The sequence below is a fragment of the Brevundimonas huaxiensis genome, from assembly GCF_014218725.1.
Lineage (GTDB): Bacteria > Pseudomonadota > Alphaproteobacteria > Caulobacterales > Caulobacteraceae > Brevundimonas > Brevundimonas huaxiensis.
On record NZ_JABBJE010000001.1, the window covers coordinates 22,684 to 36,354 of the forward strand.

The following is a 13,671-nucleotide window of genomic DNA, read 5'->3' on the forward strand; positions in this document are numbered from 1 at the left end:
CCTTCGTCAAAAAACGATCAAGCTCCAAGCGCAGCCTTTAGGCCGTTCGCGTGTTCGATAACGGACGCGCGTGCGGCTTCGCTTGGGATGAGGGGCGACGCGCGGCGGATCAACAACGCCGGAGCGTTTCATGCCTGTCGCCGCCCTTCGCCTGATCGCCGTCGCCGGGGTCTCGGCCCTGGCGCTCGCTGCCTGTTCCAACAATGACGACAAAGCGGCGGTCGATCCGTCGATGTCGCCCGAGCAACAGGCCGCCGCCGCCGCCAACACCCCCGTCACCGCCCAGCCGCGCCAGATCCGCAATGTGCCGGTGAATGTGCAGGGCGTGACCGACGTGGGCGCCACGGTCCGGGTCAAGAACGTCGATCTGGCCGAAGACGCGACCATTCTGGACGTCAGCATCTCGTTCGCCAGCGACATGACCAACAGCGTCCAGATGGCGTCCGAGGCCACCTATGTCGAACTGCCGAACGGCCAGAAGCTGCGTCAGAAGCCGCCCGAGGGCAATCCGTACATGACCATCGCCAAGGGCGACACGATGAACGGCCGGCTGGTCTTCATGGGCGCGGTGCCGGCCGGGGTGAACCAGATCTCGGTGGTGTTCAACGAAGGCTCGACGTCGGACAGCATCATTGGTCCGTTCCTGCGCATGACCATTCCGCTGACCGCCCAGGCCGCCCAGAACCCGACGAGCGGAGCGGTCGGATGACGGGACGACACGCGCCCGCCATGGCGGCGGCGCTGTTGGCCGCAGGTCTGACGCCCTGCGTCGCCTCGGCCCTGACGGTGCGGCTGATGAGCGGCAGCGCCATCGGCCTGCGCTCAACCTTCGAAAAGGACATGGCCGCGCCCCGGTCCACCTTCGCCAAGGCGGGGGCGGACAGCGCGCTGGAAACCGTGTTCGTCTCGTCCGAGGTCGCGCCCGAACGGGTCGAGACGACCCGCAGCCTGCTGAGCGAACTGAACGCGCGGCGCACCGACGGTGTGATCGTGATCGACCTGCCGGCCGACGTTCTGTTCGACTTCGACAAGGCGACGATCCGGCCGGACGCCGAGCCGGCCCTGACGCGGGCGGCGGAACTGCTGAAAAGCTATCCGCAGGCTCAGGTCAGCATCGGCGGCCACACCGACGCCAAGGGCGACGACTCCTATAACGAAGGCTTGTCGCTGCGCCGCGCGCGCGCGGTGGCGGCGCGGCTGCAACGCGAGGCCGGGCGCAACCTGTTCGCCGAGGGCTTTGGCGAGCGCAGGCCCGTGGCCCCGAACGTCAAGCCTGACGGCTCGGACGATCCCGACGGGCGTCAGAAGAACCGTCGCGTCGAAATCCGCATCACGCCGCGCGCGGGAGGCTGAACATGGCCCTGATCCCTTGCCCCGCCTGCGGGCGTCAGGTGTCAGAGGCGGCGGTCGCCTGTCCCAACTGCGGCCATCCGATCGCGGGCGACGCGGCGCGGCCGCCGGGCACGTTCAAGGAGGCCCTGACGCGGCCCGAAGCGGTCAAGAGCGGCATCACTGTCCTGGGCGTCTTCGTCACCGCGCCGTGGATCGCGCGGGTGCTTGCTGTGATCGCCTTCGTGATCCTGGCCATCGTGGTGGTGGTCAACAAGAGCTGATCCGGCTCACGCCCGGTTAACCGCTCGCTTCTAAGGTGGGGGGATGGGCGATCTGGCAGCCATGATCGGGGAAGAGGCGACGCCGCCGACGCTGCGTGCGCGCCGGGCGCTGCTGAAGCGTCTGGCCGACGTCGTGTCCCTGCCCGCCAGCCGGATCAACGCCTTCGAGCGGGCGGTGACGGGCGACCTGCTGGTCGAGATGTTGAGGCTGGCCTCGCACGATGAGCGCAAGCGCGTGGCCGCGCGTCTGGCGCCGCTGGCCGAACTGCCCAACAGCGTGGCGCGCATCCTGTTGCGCGACGATCCGGATATCGCCGGCCTGCTGATCGAACAATGCGCCTCGCTGAGCGATGCGGACATCGTCGGCTGCGCGCGCGACGCCAGTTTCGAACACCGGATGCTGCTGGCGGTGCGCCGGGGTTTGTCGGAGATCGTGACCGAGACCCTGTTCTCCTTCGGCGAGATGGAGGTGATCGAGGCGGTGCTGCGCAATACGACCGCGCGCCTGTCGCAGCTGGGCATCGAGACGGTGGTGGGCCTGAGCCGCCAGTCGCCGAGCCTGTGCAGCCCCCTGCTGAAGCGGCCCGAGCTGAGGCCGTCGGGCGCCTATGTCATGTTCTGGTGGTGCGCGCCCGAGGATCGCCGCACCATCCTGCAACGGTTCGCCGTATCGCGCGAAGTCATGCAGGAGGCGTCCGAAGACGTCTTCGCCATCGCCAGTGATGAAAGCTGGTCCGATCCCGTCGCGCGCAAGGCGCTTCAGTTCATCGAGCGCCGCCAGCGCAATCGCGCCGCCATACAAAAGAGCCCGTTCGACAATCTGGAACACGCCGTCATGGTCGCCGCCAGCGACGGCCTGACGCGCGAGACGGCGTCCGAGATCGCCTTCCTGGCGGGGATCAAGCCGCTGACGGGGGCCAAGCTTCTGGGCGATCCGGGCGGCGAGCCGCTGGCGATCCTGTGCAAGGCGACGGGGATGTCGCGCGTCGATCTGACCAATCTGTGGCGCTCGATGCGGCGACCCGAGACGACGGCGGACGGCAAGATCCATCCCGACTGGGAGCGGGTGCAGATCACCTATGAAATGCTGGCCGTCGATCGCGCCCAGACGGTGCTGCGTTACTGGAACTGGTCTTTGTCGTCGGCCCTGACGCCCACACTGTTGCGCGCCATTCGCGACGGCGAGGATGACGCCGTCGATGAATATTCGGCGCCAGAGCGGGCGGCGATGATGGTGCTGGCCGAAGACTTCGGTCGATAGGTCTGATCACTAAAGCCGAATGCATGGACGTGCATATCGCACCGCTTATACGCGTGTTTGCTTTCGCGACGAAACAACCCTATGACGCTATTGGGGTCGTTCGGTTGGAGAATCAGCCGAACTCAATAGATCAGGAAAGCGAAGCCGATAATGGAAGATAAGCCCGAACTGCTCGAGATGACCGCAGACATCGTGTCGGCCTATGTCGGCAATAACTCGGTCTCCGCAGAGGCCCTGCCTGCGCTTATCGCCAATATTCACGCCGCACTGTCGGGTGTGTCGAACGGTCCGGTCGAAGCCGAACCTGAACCCAAGGAACCGGCGGTGCCGATCCGCAAGTCGATCGCGCCCGATTTCCTGATCTGCCTGGAAGACGGCCGCAAGTTCAAGTCGTTGAAGCGCCACCTGCGCACCAAATACGACATGAGCCCCGAAGAATACCGCACCAAATGGGGTCTGCCGAAAGACTATCCGATGGTTGCTCCCAACTACGCCAAGGCGCGGTCGGAACTGGCCAAGTCGATGGGCCTGGGCCAGGGCGGCCGCAAGCCCGCCCGCGCCGCCGGAACCCGCGCGAAGAAATAAACCGAACCCGTTTTCGGTCTGGAGACGCCTGCTTCCATCAGGAGGCGGGCGTTTTTGCTTTGAGGCGCACGATCATTCTCCCTTCCCGTGCCGGGGAGGGTGGCTGAGGCAAAGCCGAAGCCGGGTGGGGACGGTAGGGCGACGTCCCACAGGCTCGCTTTGATCAAAGGAGTGCGCCCTGTCGGGCCGCCCCCACCCGGTCGCTGCGCGACCACCCTCCCCTGCAGGGGGAGGGAGAAATCGGTGATGCTTACGCCGCCTGGGCGGTGCGGCGCATGCGCCAGAAGCGCAGGGTGCGCAGGGCGGCGTCGCGGGTCAGTTCGCCGTACATGCGGCCGTAGGCGGCGGCCTTGCCCATCGGATTGTCCTCGGCCCCCAGGACGGCGACGGCGTAGGTCAGATAGACGGCGCGGTCCATGTCGGCCGCTTTGCAGACCACCGACAGGGCGTCCAGGTCCTTGCGCTCGACGATGCCGCGCGCAGTGTGGAAGTCGATGTCGGCCAGCTTGGACAGGGCGATCAGGAAGGGCGTGCGGCCGTTGGAGCGCAGGAAGCGGATCAGGGTCTGCGGCGTCAGTTGGCCGGCGGCCTGAAGCTCGTCGATATAGGCCAGGTTCTCGGCATAGTCGGCCGGCAGGGCGCCGTCGTCGGTGGCGACGCGGGTGCGGCCGGCGGCCAGCGCCGCCTCCAGCAGGGCCGGATCCATGCGCGCGTTCTGTTCCAGGATCTGGTGACGCAGCCGGGCCTCGACGACGAAATACATCTCGTTCAGCAGGTCGGCGGGCAGGCTCTGGCGCTCGACCGTGGCGGCATGCAGGGCCGGGTTGGCCTTGGCGCGCTCGATGGCGGTTTCGGAGGCGGCGCGCGACAGTTGGGCGCCGTCGTTGCGCAGCAGGGTGTTTAAGGTGTCGTCGTCGCCGTGCTCGACGATGACGTCGGAAACCGCCTCCGACACCGTCGCGCGGCCCGAGACGGCGCGCAGATGGCCCTGGCTGCGCTTGCGCACGACCTGGATCAGATCTTCATCGGTCAGGACGGTGGAGGCGCGCAGAACCTGTTCGGCGACCTCGATCTCGTCGTCGGCGAAACGGCGGATCAGGCTGTGGGGGGCGTTGGGGGCCTGGGCGAAACGGGCGGCCAGTTCGGCGCGCACCGCGACCTCCATCTCGGCCGACAACTTGGCCAGCACTGTGCCGTAGAGCGCGGTTTCATTGGCGTTGGGCGCCGGCGCGCCAAAGAAGTGGGCCGTCAGTTCGCGCAGCAGCAGGCGACGCTTTTCGCTGGACTCCTCGCTGGCCAGGGCGATGAGTTCGGGTAGGCGCGAGCCCTTGATCTCGGCAGGTTCGATCACGGCGCGATCGTTCATGGCAGGTTGTCGGCTTCAGTCTGTGGCACGGCGCGTAAGCTGCCGTTGGCGTTGCGGATCAGGGCGGGCGGACCGTCCGGCTGGGCCAGATCGCTGGACTGCGGCGTCTGGGCCATCTGGACAGGCATGGCGTCGAGGTAGGTCTGCTGCGGCGCAGGGATGGCGTCGGGGTGACGGCCGGCCTGGCGGTGGACCGAATAGTAGCGCGCGCTGTTGTCGTCGGCTGTGGGCGTCGGGGCGGCCTGGCCGCTGGCGGCGACGGCGGCGGCGTCCAGCGGCGCGCCGGCCTGGGGCCGTTGCAGGCGATAGATGGGGGCGTCGCGGCGCGGGGCCATCGGGTCGGCGACGGCCGCCTGCGCCGGCTGGGGCGCGGGCGGCGGTTCGGCCTGCGCGGCCTGTTGCGGAGCGGGCGCCGGCTCGGCCGGCATTTGAAGTTCAGGCTGAGGTTGAGGCGCGGAAGACTCCGGAACATAGGGCGAGGGCGCGACGCGCGTCGCCGTCGTCTGCGCCGGGGTGGTTTCGACGGGGGCGGCCTCTACGGGCGGGGTCTGCGCGGGCTGGGCCGGTGTCGGCGCGCGCTGGGGCATCCAGGCGCTGGCGGGCGTCAGGCCGTTGCTGCGCGGCGTGGTGACCGAGGGGGCAGGCGACAGGCGGGCCAGGGGGATGGCGCCGGGCAGGGTGCGATTGGCGGCGGTCACGGTCGGGGCGGGCGCCTCGGCCTGACTGACGGCGGGCGTCGGGGTCGCGCGCGCGGCGACCGGCGGCTTGCCGGGCCACGACAGGTAGCGCAGGCCCGACGCGTTGGTCGGAGCCTGTTGCGCCACGGCGGCGCCGGCCGCCAGATTGACGGCGGTCAGGACGATCGAAACTGCGAGGGCGCGGCGCACGGCGGCTCTCCGGAGAGGAATTCCAGCGCACACACTAGGGCTCGGACCCTTAATCCCGCGCTAATGTGAAGCCAGGATTCGACAACGACCGCGTGTCAGCCGCGACCGGGCAGATAGTTGTCGGTGAAGGCGTCGCGCCAGTTCAGACCGGCTTCGTAAACCCCGGCTTTCGAGGTCACGTCGAAGAAGGCCTGCCAGCGTTCCTCGGTCAGGGCGCCCAGGCCGTAAAGCGCCGCGTCGCCGCCATCGACGATGGCGTAGTCGCGCAGGCGTTCGCGGGCCTGATCGAGAACCGCCTGGGTCATGTCCGGGTTGTCCTTGCGGATCAGGGCGTCGGCGGCCGAGGCGTCCCCGCGAATATAGTCGCGCCACCCTTCCGCCGAGGCGGCGATGAAGCTGCGTAGCGCCGCCGCATTGTCGCGGGCGAAGGCGTTGGGCGCCAGGACCATGGCGGCGTAGGAGGGATAGCCCTCGTCGGCCAGCAGGAAGACGCGCGGGTCGAAATCGGCGGCCTGTTCGATGGCGTAGGGATCGCTGGTCAGATAGCCCTGCTGCACCGCCCGCGCATTGGCGATGAAGGCGGCGGGGTCGTAGGCGAAGGGGCGCAGCTGTTCGTCGGTAAAGCCGTATTTGGCCTTCAGCCAGACCCAGAAGGTGCTGATCCCCGCTTCGGACAACAGGAAGGGCCGGCCGGCCAGATCGGCGATGGTCTCCAGCGCCGCGTCCGGATGGGCCATCAGGACCTGCGGATCCTTCTGGAAGAAGGCGGCGACCGCCTTCACCGGGGCGCCGGACGCGACCAGGTTCAGGGGGATGAAGCTGTTGGAGCCCATGCCCAGTTCGACCGCGCCCGAGGCCAGCAGTTGCGGCACGTTCACGCCGGGGCCGCCCTGGACGATCTGGACGTTCAGCCCGCGCTTCTCATAGGCCCCGCTGGCGAGGGCCTGATAGAAACCGCCCTGTTCGGCCTGGGCGCGCCAGTCGGTGGCGAACCGCAGCCGCACCCGGCCCTCTTCGTCGACCGGCGCCTCGGCCCGTCCGCAGGCCCGAAGCCCGATCGCGCCCGCCGCCACAGCCGCCCCGCCCGCGATCAGCGCACGGCGACGGGTCAGCAGGCGATTCCCCAACAAGCTCATGCCCCTGACTTACGGGGCGATAGGGGCCTTGGGAAGGCGGGGCGTCAGTCCGCCGCGTTGTCGGCGCCCCAATTGAGCGAGGGGACGAAGCGTTCGGGCGGACCCGTCAGCTTCGTCCCCTCGCCAAGTCCGGGTTGGACTTGGCCGTTCGGGTCTGGACCTTGGCGTCGGCGTCGTTTCGGGCGAACCCGAAAGGGCGGTCGGCTGTATCCTGTCGCGCTCCTGGTCTTCGGCGTTCCGCGGCATTTTAGTCCGCGTCGTCCGTCGATCCCGATCCGGTTCTCCTGTCTGTCGTCGATCCGAAGATCGTCGAGGACTGGAGCCTGGATCCCGCCTGTCGCACGTTACGATCCAAAGATCGCCCGAAGCGCCGGGTCGGAGAGCCGGGCCGGTTCGCTGGAGATCCAGGTCTCCCTGGATTTCCGCTGCCCCGTGTCCCTTGGCCTGTTGACGTTCGGACGAAACCGGCTATGAGGCAAGCGCCCGAACTCGCCCCGATGTGCACGATTGGCCCGGCGGCGGTGGACAAGCCTGTGAACATCGGTGGACGGATCAAATTCGCGATTGCGGATCAGCGTCTTGCCTTGTCCACAGAAACGCGGCGATAGAGGCTTATGTCCGGCGTCGGACACATTGCGCTGCAACCCTGCGGCGCGCTTTGGGTTCTGTGATCAACGGACAAAAGTCCTTGGGGAATTCGTTGTCCAGCACCGGGTCTGACCACGCCTTGTCTATCGGTATCAATCGCAGCCAGCTGGCCCAGATGTTCGCCCATGCGCCGGGGTTCATGGCGCTGGTCACGGGGCCGGACCATCGGTTCGAGCTGACCAATCCGAACTACCAAAAGGTGATCGGGCACCGCGAGGTGATCGGGCGCACGGTGGGCGAGGTGCTGACCGATGCGGTGGCGCAAGGCTATCTGGACCTGCTGGATCAGGTTTACCGCACCGGCGAGGCGCACCGGGCCGACGGCGCCCTGTACGCCGTTCAGGCCGAGCCGGGCGGCGAGGTGGTGGAGCGCTACGTCGATTTCGTCTTCCAGCCGCTGAAGGAGGACGGTCGGGTCTGGGGCATTTTCATCCAGGGGATGGATGTGTCGGATCGCCACCGGGCGGACCAGGCGCTGGCGCTGAGCGAAGCGCGATACGGCGCCCTGTTCGCGGCGATGGCGACGGGCTTCTGCGTCATCGCGATGAAGTTCGACGCGGCCGACCGGCCGGTCGATTACAGGATCGTCGAGGGCAACAAAGCCTTCGAGGATATGACAGGCCTGATTGACCCTTACGGCAAATGGGTCAGCGAGATCGCTCCGGGGCTGGAGCAGCACTGGTTCGATCTCTACGGCGGGGTGGCGCGGACGGGCGAGCCGGTGCGGTTCGAAAACCCGGCCGACATCTTCGGCCGCTGGTATGACGTGCAGGCGCTGCGGATCGGCCAGCCGGGCGCCTGGCAGGTCGCCATCCTGTTCAACAACATCACCGAGCGCAAACAGAGCGAGACGCGCCAGAACGCGCTGCTGGAGTTGAACGACGCGATCCGCGACCTGACCGACGCCGGCGACATCGCCCAGGCCTCGGCCGAGGTTCTGGCCCGCACGATGGGCGTCAGTCGGGCGGGTTACGGCACGGTGGACACGGTCGCGGAGACCATCACGATCGCGCGCGACTTCAACCAGCCGGGGGTGAGCAGCATCGCCGGCACCTTGGCCTTCCGCGAGCACGGCTCCTACATCGAGGACATCAAGCGCGGCGAGACGGTGGCGATCGACGATGTCGCGCTGGACCCCCGCACCGCCGCCACGGCCGATGTGCTGAAGCGGATCAGCGCCGGGTCGTTCGTCAACATGCCGCTGATGGAGCAGGGGCGGGTCGTGGCGATGGTGTTCGTCAATCATGCGACGCCGCGCCATTATACCGACAGCGATCTGCGGCTGATGCGGGAGGTGGCGGAGCGGGTGCGCTCGGCGACCGAACGCGCGCGCAGCGAGGCGGCCCTGCGCGAGAGCGAGGCCCAGTTCCGGGTCTTCGCCCAGGCCACGCCGATCCAGATCTGGGCCAGTTGGGCGGACGGGTCGCTGTATTGGTTCAACCCCCAGGTCTACGCCTATACAGGCGCAAAGCCCGGCGATCTGGACGGGCCGGAGGGCTGGCTGGTCAATCTGCATCCCGACGATGCGGAACGGGCGACGGCGGAATGGTCGGCGGCGCTGGCCAGCGGTCAGATCTACGAGACCGAGTTCCGGGTGCGGCGCCACGACGGCGTCTATCGCGCCTTCCGAATTCGGGCCGAGCCGGTCCACGACGAAGAGGGGCGGATCACCCGCTGGGTCGGCTCCAACACCGACATCGAGGACCTGCGCCGCCAGGCGGCCGAACTGGCGCGGTTCAACGAGACGCTGGAAGAGCAGGTCGCCGAACGTACCAGCGCCCTGATGCAGGCCGAGGAGGCGCTGCGTCAGAGCCAGAAGATGGAGGCGGTCGGACAGCTGACCGGCGGCATCGCCCACGACTTCAACAACCTGCTGGCGGGCATCAGCGGCAGCCTGGAGCTGATCACCAACCGGATCGCCCAGGGGCGTCACGCCGAGGTGGAGCGGTTCACCGTGGCGGCGCAGGGCGCGGCGAAACGGGCGGCGGCCCTGACGCACCGGCTGCTGGCCTTCTCGCGGCGCCAGACCCTGGATCCCAAGCCGACCGATCCCAACCGCCTGATCCGCGGGATGGAGGATCTGGTGCGGCGCACGACAGGGCCGGGCATCGCGGTCGAGGTGGTCGCCGGGGCTGGCCTTTGGCCCGTGCTGATCGACGCACACCAGCTGGAAAACGCGGTGCTGAACCTGTGCATCAATGCGCGCGACGCCATGCCGAACGGCGGGCGGCTGACCATCGAGACTGGCAACCGCTGGATCGATGCGCGCACGGCCAAGGCCCAGGATCTGGAGCCGGGCCAATATGTCTCCATCTGTGTCAGCGACACCGGCATGGGCATGGCGCCCGAGGTGGCGGCGCGCGCGTTCGAGCCCTTCTTCACCACCAAGCCGCTGGGCGAGGGGACGGGCCTGGGCCTGTCGATGATCTATGGCTTCGTGCGCCAGTCGGGCGGGCAGGTGCGGATCTATTCCGAGGCGGGCGAGGGGGCGATAGTCTGCCTGTATCTGCCGCGCCACTTCGGCGAGGTGGACGACGCCGATCTGATCCCCGAGGTCGAACAGGCCCCGCGCGCCCAGGCCGGCGAGACGGTCATGGTCGTGGACGACGAGCCGACGGTGCGGATGCTGGTCGCCGAAATCCTGCATGAGCTGGGCTATCAGTGCATCGAAGCGTCGGACGGCGCAGCGGGGCTGAAGCTGCTGCAATCGGGTGCGCGGATCGACCTGTTGGTGACTGACGTGGGTCTGCCTGGCGGGATGAACGGGCGTCAGATGGCCGATGCGGCGCGGATCGATCGGCCCGATCTGAAGGTGCTGTTCATCACCGGCTATGCCGAGAATGCGGTGGTCGGCAACGGGCACCTGGATCCCGGCATGCACGTCATGACCAAGCCCTTCGCCATGGAGGCGCTGGGCAGTCGGATCCGCGAACTGATCGAGGCAAACTAGAGCCGGGCGTTCAGCCAGGTGCGGATCGCCTTGCGCGCGCCGCGCGCGGCCGGGCCGCCGAAATGCAGGAAGCCGTGCGGGGTCTCGGGCACGCGGATCAGGTCGGCGTCAGAGGCCTCGCCCCAGCGGGTGGCCATCAACAGACTGTCCTCGAACAGAGGGTCCTGTTCGCCGGCGAGGAACAGGGCGGGCGGCAGGCCGGTCAGGTCGGCATACAGGGGCGAGACGTCGGGCTGGCGCAAGGCCGCCTCGTCGCGATCCGGCGCCAGGCGCGCCAGATCGGCCTGCATCGTCGGGCCGTTGAACAGCAGAGTCTCCGGCCCGGCCGAACGCACGCTTTCGGTGCCCGACAGGTCGAAGACGCCATAGGTGAAGACGCAGCCCTTCACCAGGTCGATCAGCCCCTGGTCGCGCAGGGCGACGGCGGTCAGGGCCGCCAGATGCCCGCCGGCGGATTCGCCCGCCAGAAACAGGGTCGAGGCGCCCAGTCGATCGACATTCGTGACCGTCCAATAGGCGGCGGCCAGACAGTCGGCGATGGCGGCGTCGATATAGATCTGGCGCCTTTCGGACAGCAGGCGATAGTCCACCGAGACGACGCAGAAGCCGTGGTGCGCCAGATGGGCGTTCAGCCGGTCGTTCAGCCCGGCGCTGCCCAGCACCCAGCCGCCGCCGTGAATGTCCAGGATCACGGCGCGGGGCGTGCCCGTCGGATGCAGGATGCGCAAGGGAACCGGATGGTCGCCATCGGTCTGGACGATCTCGACCGTGACGCCGCGCTTCTTCAGGCGTGGCGTGGTGACCCGACCGGCGGCGGCGTCCAGCCACAGCGACAGCCGCTGGCCCGCATCGATCCGCCAGCCGTCGGTGCGCAGGCGCGGCGCGCGGGCGAGGATGGCGTTGATCCGCCGCACCGCCGCCTGCTGGGGCGGGGCGAACTCGACGAGGTGGCTGCGAAGGGTCATGAAGCTTGAGTGTGCGGCGGCGGGTTTGGTTTCAAGTCGGCGCTTTCGGCCGAGCCTCGTCAGCCACGACAAAGCCGGTTATCGTCCGCCCCATGAAACGGCTCACCCCCTTCGGCGTCCTGTTGATCTTCGGCCTGATCGGGCTTTTGACGGGCAAGTTCGGCCTGTGGTTCGCGTTCGGCCTGGTCGCCTGCATCGCCGTCAGCGTGATGCAGAACCGGGGTGCGGCGAAGACGCCGACCGGGGATCCGGACAGTCAGGGTTAGGACCTGAAGCCGTCCTCGCCAGAGTGACGAGCCGTTCGGTATTTACCCCGCCAGGGCCGCCTTCTTCTCTTCCAGCTCCAGCCATTCCAGTTCGGCGGATTCCAGCTCGGCGCGGGCCTTTTCGGCGGCCTTCATGGCGGCGTCGAAGGCCTTGGGGTCGCGAGCGTAGAGGCCGGGGTCGGCCAGGGTTGCGTCGTGTCTGGCGATGGTCGCGGGCAACGCATCGATCAGGCCTTCCAGCTCCTTCAGGCGGTGGGCGTCCTTGAAGGAGAGTTTGGCGGTTTTCTTTTGAGTGGCGAGTGGCGAGTGGCGAGTGGCGAGAGCCTTGTCCGCGCCAGTCGTTTGTTCCGCCTTCTTCTTCTCGCCACTCGCCACTCGTGACTCGCCACTCAGAAAGCCGGGGTTCTGGCGGATGAAGTCGGTCCAGCCGCCGGGGGTCTCGACGATGTCGCCGCGCCCGTTGAGCGCCAGGGTCGAGGTGGACAGGCGGTCGATGAAATCGCGGTCGTGGGAGACCAGGATCAGGGTGCCGTCATAGCCCTCCAGCAGCTCCTCCAACTTGTCCAGTGTGTCCATGTCCAGGTCGTTGGTCGGTTCGTCGAGGATCAGCATATTGGTGGGCTTCGCCAGGGCGCGGGCCAGCAGCAGGCGGTTGCGCTCGCCGCCCGACAGGGTCGAGATCGGCTGGCGCAGCTGGGCCTCTGAGAACAGGAAGTCCTTGGCGTAGGCGGCGACATGTTTGGACATGCCGCGCACCAGAATGCTGTCGCCGCCGCCCGGCGTCAGGGCGTCCCACAGGGTCATGTCCGACTTCAGCCCTTCGCGCGACTGATCCAGATAGACGGGCTCAAGGTTCGCGCCCATGCGCACCGTGCCCTCGTCGGGCGCCAGTTCGCCGAGAAGGGTCTTGACCAGGGTGGTCTTGCCCGCGCCGTTGGGACCGACGATGCCCAGACGGTCGCCGCGGATGATGCGGGTGGTCAGGTCCTTGAACAGGGTGCGGCCGTTGAAGCCCTTTGAGACATGCTTGATCTCGGCGACCAGCTTGCCCGAGGTCGAGCCGGAATCGACGCCGAGATAGAGCTCACGCGGCACGTCCTTCATCTTCTCGGCGCGTTCGGCGCGCAGCGCCTGAAGCGAGCGAGCGCGGCCCTCGTTTCGGCTGCGGCGGGCGGTGATGGAGGAGTAGAAGGTGGCGGTCTCGCGCTCGATGGTCTTGGTCAGGCGGCGCAGGGATTCGGCCTCTTCCTCCAGCACCTTGGAGGACCATTCGTCGAACTCGACGAAGCCCTTGTTCAGGGTGCGGACCCGACGGCCTTCCAGCCAGTGGACGGTGTTGGTGACGCGGTTCAGGAAGGCGCGGTCGTGGCTGACGACCAGCAGGGCGAACCGGGCCTGGATCAGCTCGTTCTCCAGCAGTTCGATGGCCAGGATGTCGAGGTGGTTGGTCGGCTCGTCCAGCAGCAGCAGATCGGGTTCTTCGGCGAAGGCCTTGGCGAGCGCCGCGCGGCGGGTCTCGCCGCCAGACAGGCCTTGCGTCGATTTCGCCGGGTTCAGGCCGAAGGTTTCCAGCCAGCTTTCCGCCGTCCAGGTCTCGGCCTCGCCCGATGACGCATAGTCCAGCAGAGTTTCGCCAGTGATGACCGGCTCCTGCGGCACATAGGCGAAGCGGACGGCCGACTGGATCGAGCGGTCGCCGCTGTCCGGCTCGATCAGGCCCATGACGACCTTCATCAGGGTGGACTTGCCCGCGCCGTTGCGCCCCACCAGGGCGGCGCGGCTGCGCGGTTCGACCGCGAGGTCGACGCCGTCGAAGAGGGGGCGCTGGCCGTCCTGAAGACGGACGTCCTTGAGTGCGACGAGAGGGGGTCTGGCTGCCATGTGACTTTCGATCCTCCCCTGCTGGCGGGGGAGGGGGACCGCGCGTCGCGCGGTGGAGGGGGCGGAAACGGGTGTGATCTAAGGGTTGTGAGGCGGATATTCCACTGGAAAGG

The 13,671-nt window shown here is 67.9% G+C and carries 12 protein-coding genes; 7 read left to right on the plus strand and 5 right to left on the minus strand.

What is annotated here, in order from left to right:
- Positions 1-130: 130 nt before the first annotated feature.
- The 5 genes from HF680_RS00130 (at position 131) to HF680_RS00150 (ending at position 3,459) form a co-directional block, all read left to right on the plus strand.
- Complete coding sequence (locus HF680_RS00130; protein ID WP_185223695.1) at positions 131-709, plus strand: hypothetical protein; 579 nt, start codon at positions 131-133, stop codon at positions 707-709.
- Entirely contained in the window at positions 706-1,353 is a 648-nt protein-coding gene (locus tag HF680_RS00135; RefSeq protein ID WP_205195851.1) for an OmpA family protein, read from the plus strand. Before HF680_RS00130 ends, HF680_RS00135 begins: the two co-directional genes overlap by 4 nt.
- A gap of 2 nt (positions 1,354-1,355) precedes the next feature.
- Positions 1,356-1,613: a zinc ribbon domain-containing protein gene (locus tag HF680_RS00140; RefSeq protein ID WP_185223696.1), complete on the plus strand. Its 258-nt coding sequence runs from the start codon at positions 1,356-1,358 to the stop codon at positions 1,611-1,613.
- 43 nt (positions 1,614-1,656) lie between these two features.
- The gene (locus HF680_RS00145; protein ID WP_045810464.1) at positions 1,657-2,874 is read left to right on the plus strand and encodes a DUF2336 domain-containing protein; all 1,218 of its coding nucleotides are present in this window, start codon (positions 1,657-1,659) and stop codon (positions 2,872-2,874) included.
- A gap of 150 nt (positions 2,875-3,024) precedes the next feature.
- Complete coding sequence (locus HF680_RS00150; RefSeq protein ID WP_017505833.1) at positions 3,025-3,459, plus strand: MucR family transcriptional regulator; 435 nt, start codon at positions 3,025-3,027, stop codon at positions 3,457-3,459.
- A gap of 250 nt (positions 3,460-3,709) precedes the next feature.
- Here HF680_RS00150 and HF680_RS00155 read toward each other — a convergent pair whose 3' ends face one another.
- The 3 genes from HF680_RS00155 to HF680_RS00165 form a co-directional block, all read right to left on the minus strand.
- Positions 3,710-4,825, minus strand: coding sequence for a DUF2336 domain-containing protein (locus HF680_RS00155; RefSeq protein WP_039244673.1), 1,116 nt, complete (start codon positions 4,823-4,825; stop codon positions 3,710-3,712).
- Entirely contained in the window at positions 4,822-5,712 is an 891-nt protein-coding gene (locus HF680_RS00160; protein WP_185223697.1) for a hypothetical protein, read from the minus strand. Before HF680_RS00160 ends, HF680_RS00155 begins: the two co-directional genes overlap by 4 nt.
- Positions 5,713-5,807: 95 nt before the next feature.
- The gene (locus HF680_RS00165) at positions 5,808-6,848 is read right to left on the minus strand and encodes an ABC transporter substrate-binding protein (protein ID WP_185223698.1); all 1,041 of its coding nucleotides are present in this window, start codon (positions 6,846-6,848) and stop codon (positions 5,808-5,810) included.
- Between the two features lie 727 nt (positions 6,849-7,575).
- On the opposite strand from HF680_RS00165, the gene HF680_RS00170 reads away from it, so the two are divergent.
- On the plus strand, positions 7,576-10,446 hold the full coding sequence (locus HF680_RS00170) for a GAF domain-containing hybrid sensor histidine kinase/response regulator (RefSeq protein WP_205195855.1): 2,871 nt from the start codon (positions 7,576-7,578) through the stop codon (positions 10,444-10,446).
- On the opposite strand, the gene HF680_RS00175 is transcribed toward HF680_RS00170, so the two are convergent.
- On the minus strand, positions 10,443-11,411 hold the full coding sequence (locus HF680_RS00175; protein ID WP_185223699.1) for an alpha/beta hydrolase: 969 nt from the start codon (positions 11,409-11,411) through the stop codon (positions 10,443-10,445). The genes HF680_RS00170 and HF680_RS00175 overlap by 4 nt on opposite strands.
- Before the next feature lie 92 nt (positions 11,412-11,503).
- On the opposite strand from HF680_RS00175, the gene HF680_RS00180 reads away from it, so the two are divergent.
- Entirely contained in the window at positions 11,504-11,677 is a 174-nt protein-coding gene (locus HF680_RS00180) for a hypothetical protein (RefSeq protein WP_185223700.1), read from the plus strand.
- Between the two features lie 42 nt (positions 11,678-11,719).
- Here the strand turns inward: HF680_RS00180 and HF680_RS00185 are convergent, their stop codons facing one another.
- Entirely contained in the window at positions 11,720-13,558 is a 1,839-nt protein-coding gene (locus HF680_RS00185; protein ID WP_185223701.1) for an ABC-F family ATP-binding cassette domain-containing protein, read from the minus strand.
- Positions 13,559-13,671 lie beyond the last annotated feature (113 nt).

Bases quoted from the DNA above. Each gene is read 5' to 3' on its own strand.
- HF680_RS00150 (WP_017505833.1), top strand. From the start codon at position 3,025: ATGGAAGATAAGCCCGAACTGCTCGAGATGACCGCAGACATCGTGTCG.
- HF680_RS00130 (WP_185223695.1), top strand. From the start codon at position 131: ATGCCTGTCGCCGCCCTTCGCCTGATCGCCGTCGCCGGGGTCTCGGCC.
- HF680_RS00175 (WP_185223699.1), bottom strand. From the start codon at position 11,411: ATGACCCTTCGCAGCCACCTCGTCGAGTTCGCCCCGCCCCAGCAGGCG.
- HF680_RS00165 (WP_185223698.1), bottom strand. From the start codon at position 6,848: ATGAGCTTGTTGGGGAATCGCCTGCTGACCCGTCGCCGTGCGCTGATC.
- HF680_RS00140 (WP_185223696.1), top strand. From the start codon at position 1,356: ATGGCCCTGATCCCTTGCCCCGCCTGCGGGCGTCAGGTGTCAGAGGCG.
- HF680_RS00185 (WP_185223701.1), bottom strand. From the start codon at position 13,558: ATGGCAGCCAGACCCCCTCTCGTCGCACTCAAGGACGTCCGTCTTCAG.
- HF680_RS00135 (WP_205195851.1), top strand. From the start codon at position 706: ATGACGGGACGACACGCGCCCGCCATGGCGGCGGCGCTGTTGGCCGCA.
- HF680_RS00145 (WP_045810464.1), top strand. From the start codon at position 1,657: ATGGGCGATCTGGCAGCCATGATCGGGGAAGAGGCGACGCCGCCGACG.
- HF680_RS00155 (WP_039244673.1), bottom strand. From the start codon at position 4,825: ATGAACGATCGCGCCGTGATCGAACCTGCCGAGATCAAGGGCTCGCGC.
- HF680_RS00180 (WP_185223700.1), top strand. From the start codon at position 11,504: ATGAAACGGCTCACCCCCTTCGGCGTCCTGTTGATCTTCGGCCTGATC.